Annotated in this window: 13 protein-coding genes and 1 tRNA gene; 11 read left to right on the top strand and 3 right to left on the bottom strand. The window is 49.8% G+C overall.

Annotation, left to right across the window (positions count from 1 at the left end; genetic code table 11):
* Nucleotides 1–116 precede the first annotated feature (116 nt).
* Nucleotides 117–1,016: a 50S ribosomal protein L3 N(5)-glutamine methyltransferase gene (prmB, locus tag HMPREF2572_RS06415; protein ID WP_070497013.1), complete on the bottom strand. Its 900-nt coding sequence runs from the start codon at nucleotides 1,014–1,016 to the stop codon at nucleotides 117–119.
* 115 nt (nucleotides 1,017–1,131) lie between these two features.
* The gene (gene tgt / locus HMPREF2572_RS06420) at nucleotides 1,132–2,247 is read right to left on the bottom strand and encodes a tRNA guanosine(34) transglycosylase Tgt (RefSeq protein WP_070497016.1); all 1,116 of its coding nucleotides are present in this window, start codon (nucleotides 2,245–2,247) and stop codon (nucleotides 1,132–1,134) included.
* A gap of 256 nt (nucleotides 2,248–2,503) precedes the next feature.
* Here tgt and HMPREF2572_RS06425 point away from each other — a divergent pair.
* From HMPREF2572_RS06425 to HMPREF2572_RS06470, 10 genes are all read left to right on the top strand, one after another.
* A tRNA-Val gene (locus HMPREF2572_RS06425) sits at nucleotides 2,504–2,580 on the top strand.
* Between the two features lie 54 nt (nucleotides 2,581–2,634).
* Nucleotides 2,635–4,548, top strand: coding sequence for a threonine--tRNA ligase (thrS, locus tag HMPREF2572_RS06430; RefSeq protein WP_070497019.1), 1,914 nt, complete (start codon nucleotides 2,635–2,637; stop codon nucleotides 4,546–4,548).
* A gap of 17 nt (nucleotides 4,549–4,565) precedes the next feature.
* Entirely contained in the window at nucleotides 4,566–5,087 is a 522-nt protein-coding gene (gene infC / locus HMPREF2572_RS06435; RefSeq protein WP_074895063.1) for a translation initiation factor IF-3, read from the top strand.
* Nucleotides 5,088–5,233: 146 nt separating this feature from the next.
* A complete protein-coding gene (gene rpmI / locus HMPREF2572_RS06440) occupies nucleotides 5,234–5,431 on the top strand; it encodes a 50S ribosomal protein L35 (protein WP_002232040.1) in 198 nt (65 codons plus the stop codon).
* Between the two features lie 12 nt (nucleotides 5,432–5,443).
* A complete protein-coding gene (gene rplT / locus HMPREF2572_RS06445; protein WP_002214103.1) occupies nucleotides 5,444–5,803 on the top strand; it encodes a 50S ribosomal protein L20 in 360 nt (119 codons plus the stop codon).
* Nucleotides 5,804–6,050: 247 nt separating this feature from the next.
* Nucleotides 6,051–7,043: a phenylalanine--tRNA ligase subunit alpha gene (gene pheS, locus HMPREF2572_RS06450; protein WP_003744233.1), complete on the top strand. Its 993-nt coding sequence runs from the start codon at nucleotides 6,051–6,053 to the stop codon at nucleotides 7,041–7,043.
* An 81-nt stretch (nucleotides 7,044–7,124) separates the two neighbouring features.
* Complete coding sequence (locus HMPREF2572_RS06455; RefSeq protein WP_070497021.1) at nucleotides 7,125–8,093, top strand: hypothetical protein; 969 nt, start codon at nucleotides 7,125–7,127, stop codon at nucleotides 8,091–8,093.
* A 141-nt stretch (nucleotides 8,094–8,234) separates the two neighbouring features.
* Complete coding sequence (pheT, locus tag HMPREF2572_RS06460) at nucleotides 8,235–10,598, top strand: phenylalanine--tRNA ligase subunit beta (protein WP_070497024.1); 2,364 nt, start codon at nucleotides 8,235–8,237, stop codon at nucleotides 10,596–10,598.
* 73 nt (nucleotides 10,599–10,671) lie between these two features.
* Entirely contained in the window at nucleotides 10,672–10,974 is a 303-nt protein-coding gene (locus HMPREF2572_RS06465) for an integration host factor subunit alpha (RefSeq protein WP_003675494.1), read from the top strand.
* Nucleotides 10,958–11,272, top strand: coding sequence for a hypothetical protein (locus HMPREF2572_RS06470; RefSeq protein WP_070497027.1), 315 nt, complete (start codon nucleotides 10,958–10,960; stop codon nucleotides 11,270–11,272). The genes HMPREF2572_RS06465 and HMPREF2572_RS06470 overlap by 17 nt, the downstream gene beginning before the upstream one ends.
* Before the next feature lie 263 nt (nucleotides 11,273–11,535).
* Here HMPREF2572_RS06470 and HMPREF2572_RS06475 read toward each other — a convergent pair whose 3' ends face one another.
* Entirely contained in the window at nucleotides 11,536–12,972 is a 1,437-nt protein-coding gene (locus HMPREF2572_RS06475; RefSeq protein WP_070497031.1) for an NAD-dependent succinate-semialdehyde dehydrogenase, read from the bottom strand.
* Nucleotides 12,973–13,471: 499 nt separating this feature from the next.
* Here HMPREF2572_RS06475 and HMPREF2572_RS06480 point away from each other — a divergent pair, with 499 nt between their 5' ends.
* The gene (locus HMPREF2572_RS06480) at nucleotides 13,472–16,642 is read left to right on the top strand and encodes a TonB-dependent receptor domain-containing protein (RefSeq protein ID WP_070497034.1); all 3,171 of its coding nucleotides are present in this window, start codon (nucleotides 13,472–13,474) and stop codon (nucleotides 16,640–16,642) included.
* Nucleotides 16,643–16,656 lie beyond the last annotated feature (14 nt).

The following is a 16,656-nucleotide window of genomic DNA, read 5'->3' on the forward strand; positions in this document are numbered from 1 at the left end:
CCTTGTCCTGATTTAAAGTTAATCCACTATAATAGTTTGGGGCGAGCGCAATCATGAAAATACGGCCAAAAACCTATATGCAGAAGATTTTCGGCCGTATCAAAATCGGCAAGAGATTATTCCAATCCCAGCAATTGCTCGCGGGTCAGCAAGAATACGAATCCGTCGCCGCCGCTGGTTTCCAGCCAAGTGAACGGCAGCTCGGGATAGGCGGCTTCCAATACGTCGCGGTTGTGTCCGATTTCGACCAGCAGTACGCCTTTGGGGTTGAGGTATTTGGCTGCGTGCAGCAGGATTTGGCGGGTGGCGTCCAAGCCGTCTTCGCCGCTGCCCAAAGCAAGTTCGGGTTCGTGCAGGTATTCGTCGGGCAACATATCGACCGATTCGGCATCGACATAAGGCGGGTTGGAAATAATCAGGTCGTATGTCTCTTCCAAGCCTTCGAACAAATCGGTGTGAATCAGGTTGATACGCTCTTCCAAACCATAATCTTCAATGTTGATGGCGGCTACTTCCAGCGCGTCCAAACTCAAATCGACGGCATCAATTTCGGCGGCAGGGTAGTGGTGTGCCATTTGGACGGCGAGGCAGCCGCTGCCGGTACACAAATCCAATGCGCGGTGAACCAATTCGGGGTGTTCTATCCAAGGGGTAAGGTTGTCGCCGAGCAATTCGTAAATAAACGAGCGCGGTACGATAACACGTTCGTCAACATAAAAATCGAAATCGCCTTGCCATGCCTGATGGGTGAGGTAGGCTGCGGGGATGTGTTCGACTGCGCGGCGTTCCAGTACTGCCAATACTTCTTCTTTCTCGCTTTGCAACAGCTTGGCATCGAGGTAAGGTTCCAGCGTGTCCAGCGGCAGGTTGAGGGTGTGCAGGATCAGGTAGGCGGCTTCGTCGTGTGCGTTGTCCGAGCCATGCCCGAAAAACAAACCGGCATCGTTGAAACGACTGACGGCGAAACGCAGGATGTCGCGGACGGTGGTCAATTCTTGGGCTGCTTGGGTAAACATATCGCACTCTCAAATAATGTAAATTAATGTTTGCATTATAACAGCAAGGTCGTCTGAAAACGGGGTTTACTTGAATATAACGTTTTCAGACGACCTCGATAAGCATAGTTAAATCTCAATCCACTCCGTGGGCGCGGTTTTCATGGAATTGCGCCTGCCAGTCGGCAAATTTTCCTTGCTCGATGGCTTCGCGCATTTCCGCCATGATGACTTGATAGAAGTGCAGGTTATGAATGGTGTTGAGTTGCGCGCCCAAGATTTCGCCGGCTCGGTGCAGGTGGTGCAGGTAGGCGCGGCTGAAGTTTTGGCAGGCGTAGCAGGTGCAGCTTTCGTCTATCGGGCGTTTGTCGAGTTTGTGTTTGGCGTTTTTGATTTTCAAATCGCCGAAACGGGTGAACAGCCAGCCGTTGCGTGCATTACGGGTGGGCATGACGCAGTCGAACATATCCACGCCGTGCGTCACGCCGTAAACGAGGTCTTCGGGGGTACCGACGCCCATCAGATAATGCGGTTTGTGTTCGGGCAGCATCGGTCCGACGGCACGTAGCATGCGGTACATTTCGGGTTTGGGTTCGCCGACGGACAGACCGCCGATGGCAAGGCCGGGGAAGTCGAATTGTTCCAAGCCGCGCAGTGATTCTTCGCGCAAATCTTCATACATCGCGCCTTGCACGATGCCGAATAGGGCATTCGGGTTCTTCAAATCTTCAAAGGCTTTTTTGCTGCGTTCTGCCCAACGCAGGCTCATTTGCAGGGATTTTTGCGCCTGCTCGTGCGTTGCTTCGCCCGGTGTGCATTCGTCCAACTGCATCACGATGTCGGAATTGAGTACAGTCTGGATTTTCATGGAGATTTCGGGCGAGAGGAAGAGTCTGTCGCCGTTAATCGGGCTTTGGAAGGTGCAGCCTTCTTCGGTGAGTTTGCGCATATCGGAGAGCGAGAAAACCTGAAAACCGCCCGAGTCGGTCAGAATGGGTTTGTCCCAGCCGATAAATTCGTGCAGACCGCCGAATTGTTCGATGACTTCCAAACCGGGGCGCAGCCATAAATGGTAAGTGTTGCCCAAAATAATTTGTGCCTTGATGTCGTGCAGGTTTTGCGGATTCATCGCCTTAACCGAGCCGTAAGTGCCGACCGGCATAAATACGGGCGTTTCGATTTTGCCGTGGTTCAGTTCCAGCGTGCCACGTCGGGCATGACCGTCTTTTTTGTGTAAGGTAAACTTGAGCATAGGTTGTATCTATAATGTTGAAAACGGAGTGCGAAGCCGCCGTGCAGTCAAACGATTGAGGTAAAAAACGGGATTATAAAGGATTTTCATCGCAATAGCGGTGTTTGAATATTTCAGACGACCTTATTCGTATCGAGATGTTCACTGTTGAAAATGTTTCAAAAAAATCACAATGTTCCGATAATGTCGTCTGAAACCTCATTTTCATGCTTGCCATCGCGTCAAAGTATCGTCTATAATCCGAACCCTGTTAAACAGGCACGTAGCTCAGTTGGTTAGAGCACCACCTTGACATGGTGGGGGTCGTTGGTTCGAATCCAATCGTGCCTACCAAATTTCCCAAACGGCATTTATGCCGTTATTTTTTAATGTTTTGGAGCTTTTTTGATGTTGAACATTACCTTGCCGGACGGCTCAGTCCGCCAATACGAATCGCCCGTTACCGTGGCACAGATTGCCACGTCTATCGGAGCAGGTTTGGCGAAGGCGACGGTGGCGGGTAAGGTAAACGGCAAATTGGTCGATGCGTGCGATCCGATTACCGAAGATTCAACCGTCCAAATCATTACCCCGAAAGACCAAGAAGGCGTTGAAATCATCCGCCACTCTTGCGCCCACCTTGTCGGTCACGCAGTCAAGCAGCTCTATCCTAATGCAAAAATGGTTATCGGCCCCGTCATTGAAGAGGGCTTTTATTACGATATCGCAACGGAAAAACCGTTTACGCCTGAAGATGTTGCCGCTATCGAGGAGCGCATGAAAGAATTGATTGCTCAGGATTATGATGTAATCAAAATCATGACTCCGCGCGCCGAAACCATCAAAATTTTCCAAGATCGTGGTGAAGAATACAAGCTGCGCCTGATTGAAGATATGCCCGAAGTTGAAGCAATGGGTATGTATCATCATCAGGAATATGTCGATATGTGCCGTGGTCCGCACGTTCCGAACACCCGCTTCCTGAAAAACTTCAAGCTGACCAAGTTGGCAGGCGCATATTGGCGCGGCGACAGCAATAATGAAATGCTGCAACGTATTTATGGTACTGCTTGGGCGACGAAAGACGAATTAAAAGCCTATATCCAGCGTATTGAAGAAGCAGAAAAACGTGACCACCGCAAATTGGGCAAGCAACTGGATTTGTTCCACTTGCAGGACGAAGCGCCGGGTATGGTGTTTTGGCATCCCAAAGGTTGGGCTTTGTGGCAGACTATTGAGCAGCATATGCGTAAAGAGCTGAATGCCGCCGGTTACAAGGAAGTCAAAACCCCCCAAATCATGGATAAAACCTTTTGGGAAAAATCCGGTCACTGGGATAACTACAAAGACAATATGTTCGTAACCAGTTCGGAAAAACGCGAATACGCGGTTAAACCGATGAACTGTCCGGGACATGTTCAGATTTTTAATAACGGTTTGCGTTCGTACCGCGATTTGCCGATGCGTTTGGCAGAATTTGGTTCTTGCCATCGTAACGAGCCGAGTGGCGCACTGCATGGACTGATGCGTGTCCGCGGTTTTGTACAAGACGATGCGCATATTTTCTGTACCGAAGATCAAATTGTCAGCGAAGCGCGCGCATTCAATGAATTGCTGGTTCGTATTTACAAGCAATTCGGTTTCCATGATGTGTCCGTCAAACTTTCACTGCGTCCTGAGAAGCGTGCCGGTTCAGACGACGTATGGGATAAGGCAGAACAAGGTTTGCGCGAAGCATTGACTGCTTGTGGCGTGGAATGGGACGAATTGCCGGGTGAAGGTGCGTTCTACGGACCTAAAATCGAATATCACGTCAAAGACGCATTGGGACGTTCTTGGCAGTGTGGTACTCTGCAACTGGACTTTGTATTGCCGGAACGTTTAGATGCAGAATATGTAACCGAAAACAACGACCGCACCCGTCCGGTAATGTTGCACCGCGCCATTTTGGGTTCTTTGGAACGATTTATCGGTATTTTGATTGAAAACCATGCAGGTTCTTTCCCGTTGTGGTTGGCGCCGGTTCAAATGGTGATTATGAATATCACCGAAAATCAAGCAGATTACTGCCGTGAAGTGGCTGCCAAATTGCAAGCCGCAGGCTTCCGTGTAGAGCTGGATTTGCGTAACGAAAAAATCGGTTACAAAATCCGCGATAACAGCCAATACCGCTTCCCTTATCAAATCGTTGTCGGCGATAAAGAGAAGCAGGAAAACAAAGTGGCCGTGCGCCGCAAAGCAGAAGACTTGGGTTCTTTGGATTTGGATGATTTCATTGCACAACTGCAGCAAGAAATCGCAGACGCCCTCGTCAACCATTAATTTTTATAGGAGTATTCATCATCGCTCAAGAACGCGAAGCACGAATCAATGGCGAAATTACCGCTAAAGAAGTGCGTTTAATCAGTGAGTCAGGCGAACAGCTTGGTGTCGTATCGGTTCGTGAAGCTTTGGCTATGGCCGAAGAGCAGGATGTGGATTTGGTAGAGATTTCCCCTACTGCCAAGCCACCTGTATGCAAACTGATGGATTATGGTAAATATAAATACCAGCAAGCCAAGAAACGCGACGAAGCCAAGAAAAACCAGAAGCAGGTACAAATTAAGGAAATTAAATTCCGTCCGGGGACAGATGAAGGCGATTATCAAATTAAAATGCGCAACATCAACCGCTTCTTGGCTGACGGTGATAAGGTCAAAGTAACACTCCGTTTCCGTGGTCGTGAAATGGCTCACCAGCAACTCGGTGCGCAACTTTTAGAACGCGTAAAAGAGGATTTGGCGGAAGTGGCTCAAATCGAATCCTTCCCCAAAATGGAAGGCCGTCAAATGGTGATGATGATTGCACCGAAGAAAAAATAAAGTTATAATTCTCGGCTTACTCCGATTGCCGCTTCGGAGTAAGCTTTTGATTGGCGGCAAAAACCGTGGCATTTTGGGTTCAAGTGTTTGAAATCGATGTTTTAAAACCCCCTAATGCCTTATCTAATAACGAATGGAGTTTTCCCATGCCTAAAATGAAAACCAAGTCTAGCGCGAAAAAACGCTTCAAAGTACTGGGTAACGGCGGTGTAAAACGCGCTCATGCGTTCAAACGCCACATCTTGACTAAAAAGACCACTAAAAACAAACGCCAACTGCGCGGTACCTCTATGGTAAACGATCGCGATTTGGCTTCTGTTGCTAAAATGTTACCCTACGCTTAAGGAGTTTAGAATATGCCACGCGTAAAACGCGGTGTAACCGCTCGTGCCCGTCACCAAAAAATCTTCGCGTTAGCCAAAGGCTACCGCGGTCGTCGTAAAAACGTATACCGCGTTGCTAAACAAGCGGTAATGAAAGCCGGTCAATACGCATACCGTGACCGTCGTCAACGCAAACGCCAATTCCGTCAACTGTGGATTGTCCGTATCAATGCAGGTGCCCGTGAAAATGGTCTGTCTTACAGCAAATTCATGAACGGTCTGAAACGTGCCTCTATCGAAATCGACCGTAAAGTATTGGCTGATCTGGCTGTATTCGATAAAGCCGCTTTTGCACAATTGGTTGAGAAAGCCAAAGCTGCTTTGGCTGCTTAATCCAAAAAAATTTGAAAAGGAAGCTAGGGCTTCCTTTTTTCTTTGTCTAAAGAAAGTCTATGTGATTGATTTTCTTTCTTTAAAGTCTATTTTTTTGAATTGATTTGCGCTAAAATACGCCGATTCTATCAAACGGATTGGCCGTAAACGATAAAAGGTCGTCTGAAAAGTTTGGCAACACCAAACCATACAGGCGGCCTCATTGTTTCGGACGACCCATTATCAACCGACAGACGATAAAACCACTATGGAAAATGTAAACCGTATCGTTGCAGAAGGCATTGCCGCAGTAGAGGCTGCGCAAGACTTCAACGCTCTAGAACAAATCAAAGCCCGTTATCTTGGTAAAACTGGCGAGTTGACCGGACTTCTGAAAACCTTAGGTCAAATGTCGCCTGAGGAGCGCAAAACCATAGGTGCGCATATCAATGAATGCAAAAACCAGTTTCAGACGGCCTTTAACAATAAACGTGATGCGCTCAACGAAGCCAAACTCCAAGCCCAACTTGCCGCCGAAGCACTCGATATTACCCTGCCCGGACGCGCGCAGGAAAATGGTGGTCTGCATCCCGTAACCCTGACTTTGCAGCGCGTGGTCGAACTCTTTCACGGCATGGGTTTTGAAGTGGCAGACGGACCGGAAATCGAAGACGATTTCCACAACTTCCAAGCCCTGAACATCCCCGCAAATCACCCGGCCCGCGCCATGCAGGATACGTTCTACGTTGAAAACGGCGATGTTTTACGCACACATACTTCCCCGATTCAAATCCGCTATATGCTCGATAAAAAAGAGCCGCCCATCCGCATTATCGCCCCAGGCCGTGTCTATCGCGTGGATAGCGACGCTACGCACTCGCCCATGTTTCACCAAGCTGAAGGCTTGTGGGTAGAAGAGGGCGTAACTTTCGCCGATTTGAAAGCCGTGTTCACCGATTTTATCCGCCGCTTTTTCGAACGCGATGATTTGCAAGTGCGTTTCCGTCCATCTTTCTTCCCGTTTACCGAGCCGTCCGCCGAAATCGACATCATGGGCGAAAACGGCAAATGGCTGGAAGTCGGCGGCTGCGGCATGGTGCATCCCAACGTGTTGAAAAACGTGAATATTGATCCCGAAAAATACACCGGTTTCGCCTTCGGCATTGGCCTCGACCGTTTCGCCATGTTACGTTACAACGTGAACGATCTGCGACTGTTTTTTGATAACGATTTGAACTTTTTAAAGCAGTTTGCGAAATGATTGTGCAGATTATCCGAAAATGAAAAAAGCAGCCTGTACTTGTTTTCAGGTTAGCCTTTGCCATTTGAATGGAGTTAGAGCATGGATGACGAAAAACTAGGGTTTGTAGAATTAGCGGTGTCGGCAATGGAAATGGTGAATCGTCCGATAACGCCAACTGAATTGTGGGAATTTGTCTTACAGAATAAACTGCATTTTCAGTTAAAAACATTTGATGAGAAAACGCAGACATTCTCGGGTAAAACGCCGTCTGCCACATTTAACGCACGGATTCGTACCGATAAAGAGCATTTTGTCGAGATCCCAAATACCAAGCCTAAGCAATACATTTTAAAACACCAGTTTAACCACGCCTCAAAGCAGTCTGTCTCCCGTACTCATACCAAGAAATCCACGTTCCACGAACGCGATTTGCACCCAGTTTTGGCACATTTTTTAAAACACAGTGATTATTTCCAAGCCTATCCTAAAACGATTTTTCACGAAGAAAGTTCCAAAGGGCAGAAAGGCGAAGATAAATGGCTGTATCCTGATATGGTGGCGGTGAATTTTGAATACGCTAATTATCAGAAAAACAATGTGTTGCCGTTTATTAAGAAATTTGATATTTCACCAATCAAGATTTTTTCGTTTGAGCTGAAAAAAGAATTAAATACTTCCAATTACAAGGAATATTTCTTTCAGGCGGTGAGTAATTCCAGTTGGGCGAACGAAGGCTATTTGGTGGCTTTACACATTAAACAGGACAGTCAGTTTATTGAGGCACTGCAAAAGCTAAGCCAGAGTTTTGGTATTGGAATTATCCATTTGAATATTGATAATATTGAGAAAAGTGCAATTTTGTCGCCTGCGAGATTTAAAGAGAAAATGGATTATTCGGTGGTGTACGAATTGGCGGATAAAAATCCCAATTTCGCACAATTTCTAAAGACTGTTACCGATTTTGAGCCACAATATCCTGCGCGATTTAGCAGTGAGTTCGATGAGATTTTGACGGTGGACAAGCTGCCAAAATATTTGGATACCATGTTGCAGGCTACTTTGAAATAAACGGCTGCAATCCCAAAGCAAAGGCTACCTGAGAGCATTGACTTCAACAAAGTAAAAGCAGCCTGCACATTTTCAGGTAGCCTTAAACGCCGTCTAAAAAACCACTAAAACAAAAGTTAATTAGTTGATTGAGAACATAACATGCAATTCTCCTACTCATGGCTGAAAATCCAAGCCGATACCGAACTTTCCGCTGATAAGCTGGAACATCTGTTAACCATGTCCGGCTTGGAAGTGGAAGAAGCCGAGACTGCCGCGCCGGCTTTTACAGGCGTGGTGATTGCCGAAGTGAAATCCGTTGAAAAACATCCTGATGCCGACCGTTTGAACGTTACCCAAGTCGATGCGGGTACGGGCGAGTTGGTGCAGATTGTGTGTGGTGCGCCGAATGTGAAAGCGGGCATCAAAGTACCGTGTTCGCTGCCGGGCGCGGTGTTGCCGGGCAATTTCAAAATCAAGCCGACCAAGATGCGCGGCGTGGTGTCGAACGGAATGTTGTGTTCTACCGACGAACTCGGTCTGCCTGACGACGGCGTGAACGGCCTGCATATTTTGCCGCAAGATGCTCCCGTCGGCGCAAACATCCGTGAATATTTGGATTTGGACGATACGGTATTCACGCTGAAAATCACGCCGAACCGTGCCGATTGCCTGAGCATCAAAGGCATTGCGCGTGAAGTGTCCGCATTGACGAGTTGCGCGTTCAAGCAGCCTGCAATCCATGCCGCGCCAATCACGGGCAGCCGCAAACAGCCCGTGCAGATTGATGCGCCTGCCGATTGCGGCCGCTTTATCAGCCGCGTGATTGAAAATGTCAATGCGCGCGCCGCTACGCCGGATTGGATGAAGCAGCGTTTGGAGCGCAGCGGTATCCGCAGCCTTTCCGCTCTGGTGGACATTGGCAATTATGTGATGCTGGAAATTGGTCAGCCGATGCATGTTTTCGATGCCGACAAACTTTCAGGCAGCCTGCACATCCGCCGCGCGCGTAAAGGCGAAACGCTGGAATGCCTGAACGAGAAAACCGTCTCTCTGTCTGAAAACACGCTGGTGGTGGCCGATGAAAAAGGCGCGTTGAGCTTGGCGGGTCTAATGGGCGGCGCGGCAAGCTCGGTTTCAGACGACACACAAAATATCGTGCTGGAAGCGGCTTGGTTTGCGCCTGAAATCATCGCAGGGAAATCGCGTCAATACGGTTTCGGCTCAGATTCGTCGTTCCGCTTTGAGCGCGGCGTGGATTACCGTTTGCAGGCTGACGCCATCGAACGCGCTACCGAATTGGTTTTGCAAATCTGCGGCGGTGCGGCAGGCGAAATGGTGGAAGCGCAGGGCGAATTGCCTGAAGCGAAACAGGTTGAGCTGCGTTTGGGTCGTCTGAAAACCGTGTTGGGCGTGGACATTCCCGCCGAACAGGTGAAAACCATTTTGCAGCACTTGGGCTTGCAGCCTGAAAAAACGGCGGAAGGCTTCCGCGTTACCGCGCCGAGCTTCCGTTTCGACATCGAAATTGAGGCCGATTTGATTGAAGAAATCGGTCGCGTTTACGGCTATGAAAATATCCCCGACGATTACACGTCAGGTCGTCTGAAAATGCTGGCGCTGCCCGAAACCCGCCGTCCGCGTTTTGCCGTTTATAACGAAATGGCGGCGCGCGGCTACCGCGAAGTGGTCAGCTATGCCTTCGTTGACGAGCAGTGGGAACTCGATTTTGCCGCCAACGCCAACCCCATCCGCCTGCAAAACCCGCTGGCGGCGCAGTATGCTGTGATGCGTTCCACGCTCATCGGCGGCTTGGTGGAAATTTTGCAGAACAATCTGAACCGCAAGCAAAGCCGCGTGCGCGTGTTTGAAATCGCCCGCGTGTTCAGCAAAGGTTCAGACGGCCAGTTTGTGCAAAACGAGCGCATCGGCGGCTTGTGGTACGGTGCGGTGATGCCCGAACAATGGGGCGAGAAAACGCGCAACGCGGATTTTTACGACATCAAGGCGGATGTGGAAAATCTGTTGAAAAACAAAGCAGTTGAATTCATCAAAACCGAACATCCCGCCCTGCATCCCGGCCGCGCCGCCAATATCGTTTCAGACGGCCAAGTCATCGGTTTTGTCGGTGAATTACATCCGAAATGGCTGCAAAAATACGACTTGCCGCAAGCGCCGCTGGTATTTGAAATCGACATGTCAGCCGTGTTGGAACGGGAAAAAACGCGCTATCAGGCAGTATCGAAATTCCAGCCGGTGCGCAGGGATTTGGCGTTTGTGATGCCTGAAACCATGACCCATGATGATTTGTTGGCCGCCTTGAAAGGCGCGGCAAACAAGTTGGTACAGGAAATCAGCGTATTTGACGTGTATCGAGGTACAGGCTTGCCTGAAGGGATGAAGAGCATGGCGGTCAAAGTGATTTTGCAGGATATGGAAAACACGCTGACGGATGAAACAGTCGAGCCGGTTATCGGAAAACTGATTGACGCGGCAACTGCTGCGGGAGCGCAACTTCGCAGCTAAAAAATAAATATTCGCTTGAATTTTAAATAGAAATTGGTAATAATCTGCACCTGTTACAACAGAAGGTAATAATATGACATTAACTAAAGCCGAATTGGCCGATATTTTGGTAGATAAAGTCAGCAATGTAACCAAAAACGATGCCAAAGAAATCGTCGAACTCTTTTTTGAAGAAATCCGCAGCACTTTGGCACGCGGCGAAGAAATCAAAATTTCCGGTTTCGGTAATTTCCAGTTGCGCGACAAACCGCAACGTCCCGGCCGTAATCCGAAAACCGGCGAAGAAGTACCGATTACCGCCCGCCGCGTAGTCACTTTCCATGCCAGCCAAAAACTCAAAGGCATGGTGGAGCATTACTATGACAAACAACGCTAATCCCGTTATTCCTGCAAAACGTTATTTTTCGCTGGACGAAATGTGCGAACTGGTGCAAATCAGCCCGTCACAATTTGCCCAGTGGCAACATGAGAACGGTATTGTTGTCGGTTACGGCGGCGATCGTTACACCCGTTCCGATGTGGTGAAACTGTTGAAGCTGAAAGATACATTTGCGCCTTATGTCGACAGCTTCAGCCGTGATTCTTTGGATGCAAACGGTAATCCCGCTGCAAAGGCGGAAGAAGTCAAGGATAGCCTGAATCAAATTTTGGCAGATTTGGAAGCGTATTCATAATCACCATTTCGTATTTCAGCGAAAAATAAAAAACCGACCTTTGAGAGGTCGGTTTTTTTATTGGTGATGAAAAAGTTTCACAATACAATTTTATGCTAATTTCTATGCCGCAGGAAACGTAGGTACTACGGAGCCGATTGCGGCTTCAAAAAATTGTTTGTCCAGAGTTTAGATCTGGCAATATTGAAGTTGTCGGGTGAGTTAGAAGATAGGGCGATTATCTTGCTGAAGTTACGTTTTCAGACGACCTCCTGAGACTAAACTCAATTCGCCACATCGATACACAAATATTTCAATTCCAAATATTCGTCCGCACCATATTTGCTGCCTTCGCGTCCCAGACCGCTGCGTTTCACGCCGCCAAAAGGTGCCGCTTCATTGCTGATTAAGCCGGTATTGATGCCGACCATACCGTATTCCAAGGCTTCGCCGACGCGCCATTGGCGGGCAGTGTCGGCGGTGAAGAGGTAGGCCGCCAAACCGTATTCCGTATTGTTGGCGGCCGCGATGACTTCGGCTTCGGTTTCAAAGCAGAACACGGGACACAACGGCCCGAAGGTTTCTTCGCGCGCCACCGCCATTTGCGCCGTTACGCCGCTTAAGACAGTCGGTTCGAAAAACGTTCCGCCCAACGCGCTGCGTATACCGCCGGTCAGGCAAACCGCGCCTTTGGATAGCGCGTCGGCGATGTGCTGCTCGACTTTTTCCACCGCTTTTTCCTCAATCAGCGGCCCTTGGTTGACGCCTTCATCCAAGCCGTTGCCCAATTTGAGTGCGGCTACTTTTTCACTTAATTTGCGGCAAAATTCGTCGTAAATGCCGGATTGGGCGTAAACGCGGTTGGTGCAGACGCAGGTCTGACCGCTGTTGCGAAACTTACTGGCGATCGCGCCTTCGACGGCTTTGTCCAAATCGGCATCGTCAAACACGATAAACGGCGCGTTGCCTCCCAGTTCCAAACTGAGTTTTTTAATGTCCGCCGCGCTGTCGGCAAAAATTTTCGCACCGACTTCGGTAGAACCGGTAAAGCTGATTTTGCGCACGGTCGGGTTCGTGGCAAATTCATGGCTGATTTCCGAAGCGCGGCCGCTGACAACAGGCAGCAAATCCTGCGGCACGCCCGCTTCGTAAGCCAGCAAGGCGAGCGCATACGCGCTCAGGGGCGTGAGCGACGCAGGTTTGACGATCATCGCGCAGCCCACCGCCAAAGCAGGCGCGGCCTTGCGCGCAATCATCGCAGACGGGAAATTCCACGGCGTAATCGCGGCAGTAACGCCGACGGGCTGTTTCAATACAACCAGTTTTTGCGACGCTTTCACGCTTGTCAGCACATCGCCGTCAATCCGCCGCGCTTCTTCGGCAAACCAGCGCACAAACGAAGCCGCATAATCGATTTCACCGCGCGCCTCGGTCAGGCTTTTGCCCTGTTCCATCGTCATGATGCGCGCCAGTTCTTCTTTGTTTTCCTTTATCAGAAAATACCAACGCCACAACACATCGGCGCGCTCCAACGCAGTTTTTGCCGCCCATATTTTTTGTGCGGCCTCCGCCTTTTGAATCAGCAGCTTGAGGCCGTCTGAACGAGTCGTGCGGACAAACGCCAAAGTCTCACCCGTTGCCGGATTATCGACTTTGATACTGTCTGGAGTCGGGGAAAAAGAAATATCAGGATGGTTTAACAATGATGCAAAAGAGTTCATGCCTGCCCTCGTATGTATAGATGATGGATGAAGGTCATTATTCTCTTCATAGGATAAAAGCGCAAACTGATTGAGCAGTTTGTGCAAAAGGAGAAAGAAGAGCCGAGGCACTGAATGGAAGCAGGCAACTAAAAGGTCGTCTGAAAATACCTTACAGGCTTGGTTAGGACTTTCCCATTTGAATTGTGAGAAAGTGTTTTAACTGACTGATAAGACATATTCAGGCGACTTTTTTATTTGGATTATTTATATAGAAATTAAATATTTTTATGTTGAAACAATAGAATAGGTTTTAAAAATATTTTAGTTGTTGAATGTGAATATATCGGATAAATGTTCTCACATCATTAAAACCTTGTTAAAATCATCAAAAATTATACAAATAATAATCAAAATCATTAAATACATCTTTCAATTGATTTGCGGCAAAACCTTCCCAAGGTCGTCTGAAAATTTTCAGACGACGCTGTCTGACATTCCGCCACACAAGGAATCCGTTATGAAGCCAGTTAAAGTCAACACCCTTGCCGCCTGCATCGCCGCCATCGGTTTTTCTCCCATCATTTATGCTGCCGATAATACGCCGACCGTGATTCTAGATACCGTTACCGTCAAAGGCACACGCAATAAAGACGAAATCGGTAAAAACCGAGTTTATACCCGCGAAATCGTCAACCTCTACAAAGGCAAGGAAGATGTCGAAACCTTCAAAGGCAACACTGTATCCGACCTCTTCAGCGGCCTGCCCGGAGTCTACAGCGGCGAAGCGCGCAACAGCGGCGCGCTCGATCCTAACATCCGCGGCGTACAAGGGCAGGGGCGCATCCCCGTTACCATCGACGGCACCGAGCAGGCGATTACCGTCTGGCGCGGCATGTTCGGCGCAAACAACCGCAACTATGTCGATCCCAATATCATCAGCAGCGTGTATGTGGAAAAAGGCCCGTCGTTCAACCGCGAGGTCAAAAGCGGCATCGGCGGTTCGGTGGCGCTGAAAACCCTCGAAGCCGACGACATCGTACCTGAAGGTCAGAAATACGGTGTGGAAATCAAGGCGGAAACCAGCAACAATTCCATCAAGCCGCGCAAAGCCACCTATGCCGAAAACGTGGACTACCGTACCTTGGAGAATCCTTTAAATGTAATGGGCGGATACTGGCGGTTTTATGCCGACGATTCCGACAGATTAACCCCGCGCTTCGGCGGCAAGCATAAATTTTCAGAAGACAAGGCCTACCGCATCGCAGCCGCGACCAAACAGGAAAATTTCGATGCCATACTCACCTATGCCTACCGCAACAAGGGCAATTACTTTTCAGGCAAAAAAGGCGCGCACCGTTACGGTTATTATTCTGCCGACAATGCCGAGAACCTCCGCAGACTGAACGAACGGGGAATAAAGGAACTCAGCCCCGAAGCCCCCATTATCGGCCTCTTCTATACGCCGGGGGGCGAAGTAGCCAATACTTCGCTGGAAACCGAATCCTGGCTGGGAAAAACCACCTTCCGCCTGCCGAACAACCAGAGCATCAAACTCGGCCTGCGCCATACGCACTCCACCTTCGGCGAGGTTATGCCCTCGCGTATCCTCAGCGGCGGCGGTTTCCAAGGTGAAAACGTCAATTCCCAAAACAAAATCGCCGAATGGCCGCAGGCGTGGGTCAAGCAGCGCGCCTACAATATCGACTATTCGTGGAAGCCCGAAGGCAGCCGCTGGATTGATTTGAACGCCTCGCTATGGACCACCCGCACCCGCTCCAAAACCAATTCCTCCGGCGGCGTCCCCGGCGATATTGCTTGGACCGACGTGGGATGGAATGCGGCTGCCGACGACTGGATTCAAGGCCTTCGCAAAAGGCCCGGTTTGGACGAAGGCCTGCCGAATACCGACGGCCGCTTCAATACCCGCCAGGCGCAGGCGCTCTACGCCACCAACAATCGCAACGGCTTCAATTTCTCCAACCGCATGAAGCTGCGCGACAATCTCGAGCTGACCGTATTGGGCGACTTCCAGAACGAAAAACTGGCAACGCATAACGAATTTGCCGATTTATATGGAAACCGCTACAAAAAGGAATTTGATCAAAACTTGATCTATCCCAGTTCATTTCTTGATACTATCACCTACCCGCGCAACGGCAGGCGGCGCGAATACAACCTCGGCTTCAATTTCCGCTTCGAACCGCGCCCGTGGCTGACGCTGACCGCAGGCGCGCGCTATACCAACTTCTCCCTGCAAGACGACAGTGTCAAAAAATTCTTAGACAATGGCGGTGAATTGGAAGCCCACAGGGGGCTTCGATATAGAGCCGATGTCGTGGCAACGAAAAAAGATTACGAAGCCTACCAAAAAGCCAATGCCTGCATCATGTCTCCTACATGCGAAGCGACACAAGAAATACAGGATGCATATGCTAAAATCATTCCCGAAGGATCTGACGGTATGGGTATACCAATGTATACTAAAAAAGTACGTTTCGATTGGACCAAAGACCAATACGGCAAGCTGAATATGGCCGACCATCCGGTATTGAACAATCCCAAAGTGCTGACCCGTGTCGAGAACCCCGCCTATAATCCGGCTGATCCCAGCAGCCCGCGTTTTGTAAATAAATTTCAGAACTTTACGGCCGAGGGTTCAGGCGTACTTGCAGGCGACGTTACTTACAGAACCCCGCTGACCCCGGCGCAGAAGCAGCAGGCGCTGAAGCAGAAAGGCAGCGGCTGGGCACCCGCCGCCTCGGTAACCTTCAATCTGACCGACTATGCCCGCGCCTACCTGCGCTATACCCAAACCCTGCGTTTTCCCAGCATTTTCGAGGGTACCGTAGGTGTTCCCATCAGCCCGCAGCTCAACACCACCTCGGTAAACCGCTATGGCTACCAATGGAAACCCGAACGCGGCAAAAATTTCGAGGTCGGCTATATCCACGACCTGACCGGAATGTTCCCGAAAATGCGCAAGGCCGATTTCCGCATCAACTATTTCCGCAACACCACCAAAAACATCATCGACCGCAACGACCAGCTTGAATTCGAACAATTCGACAAGCAGATACGTTCTGGCGCGGAATTGTCCGCCCGCTTCGATACCGGCAAGGTATACGGCAGCCTCGGCCTCATCCGTACCATCCGCAACGACGTCTGCGACGAAGGTGCCGCATTCACTGACCGATTACAGTCAACCGTGCTGAGATTGCATGTTCAAAGCAGCGGCAGCAAACCGCTGCTGCGCGCGCCGACCTGTTTCCCCGGCGGCGTGAAAATCGATGGTTACCTGTCATCCATGATGCAGCCGCGCTGGTCGGTCGATGCCGAGCTGGGCGCACGTTTCCTGAAAAACAAACTGGATGTCGGCACCCGCTTCCACTGGCACAGCGACGTCTATAAAACCCGCGTAGACTCATGGCGCGGCTTCGAACGGGCGGTTAACGACCACTACGCCACCGCTACGGACGAAGTCAAAGATTATACTGACGGCATAGAAGATATGCGTTGGACCCCCACGGCCGTCGTCGATGCCTATCTGCGCTACCGCATCAACAAAAACATTACCGCCGAGTTGGTGGGTACCAACCTGACCAACCGCTACTATATGGACCCGTTCAGCCGTTCCTTCATGCCCGCACCGGGCAGGACGATCAGGATAGGGATAACGGGCAAGTTTTAAAGTAATTTCAAATT

It is taken from the genome of Neisseria sp. HMSC064E01 (assembly GCF_001808875.1).
Classification (GTDB): Bacteria; Pseudomonadota; Gammaproteobacteria; order Burkholderiales; family Neisseriaceae; genus Neisseria; species Neisseria sicca_A.

Coding starts and splice junctions, on each gene's coding strand:
- prmB (WP_070497013.1), bottom strand. CDS start 1,016: ATGTTTACCCAAGCAGCCCAAGAATTGACCACCGTCCGCGACATCCTG.
- tgt (WP_070497016.1), bottom strand. CDS start 2,247: ATGCTCAAGTTTACCTTACACAAAAAAGACGGTCATGCCCGACGTGGC.
- thrS (WP_070497019.1), top strand. CDS start 2,635: ATGTTGAACATTACCTTGCCGGACGGCTCAGTCCGCCAATACGAATCG.
- rpmI (WP_002232040.1), top strand. CDS start 5,234: ATGCCTAAAATGAAAACCAAGTCTAGCGCGAAAAAACGCTTCAAAGTA.
- rplT (WP_002214103.1), top strand. CDS start 5,444: ATGCCACGCGTAAAACGCGGTGTAACCGCTCGTGCCCGTCACCAAAAA.
- pheS (WP_003744233.1), top strand. CDS start 6,051: ATGGAAAATGTAAACCGTATCGTTGCAGAAGGCATTGCCGCAGTAGAG.
- HMPREF2572_RS06455 (WP_070497021.1), top strand. CDS start 7,125: ATGGATGACGAAAAACTAGGGTTTGTAGAATTAGCGGTGTCGGCAATG.
- pheT (WP_070497024.1), top strand. CDS start 8,235: ATGCAATTCTCCTACTCATGGCTGAAAATCCAAGCCGATACCGAACTT.
- HMPREF2572_RS06465 (WP_003675494.1), top strand. CDS start 10,672: ATGACATTAACTAAAGCCGAATTGGCCGATATTTTGGTAGATAAAGTC.
- HMPREF2572_RS06470 (WP_070497027.1), top strand. CDS start 10,958: ATGACAAACAACGCTAATCCCGTTATTCCTGCAAAACGTTATTTTTCG.
- HMPREF2572_RS06475 (WP_070497031.1), bottom strand. CDS start 12,972: ATGAACTCTTTTGCATCATTGTTAAACCATCCTGATATTTCTTTTTCC.
- HMPREF2572_RS06480 (WP_070497034.1), top strand. CDS start 13,472: ATGAAGCCAGTTAAAGTCAACACCCTTGCCGCCTGCATCGCCGCCATC.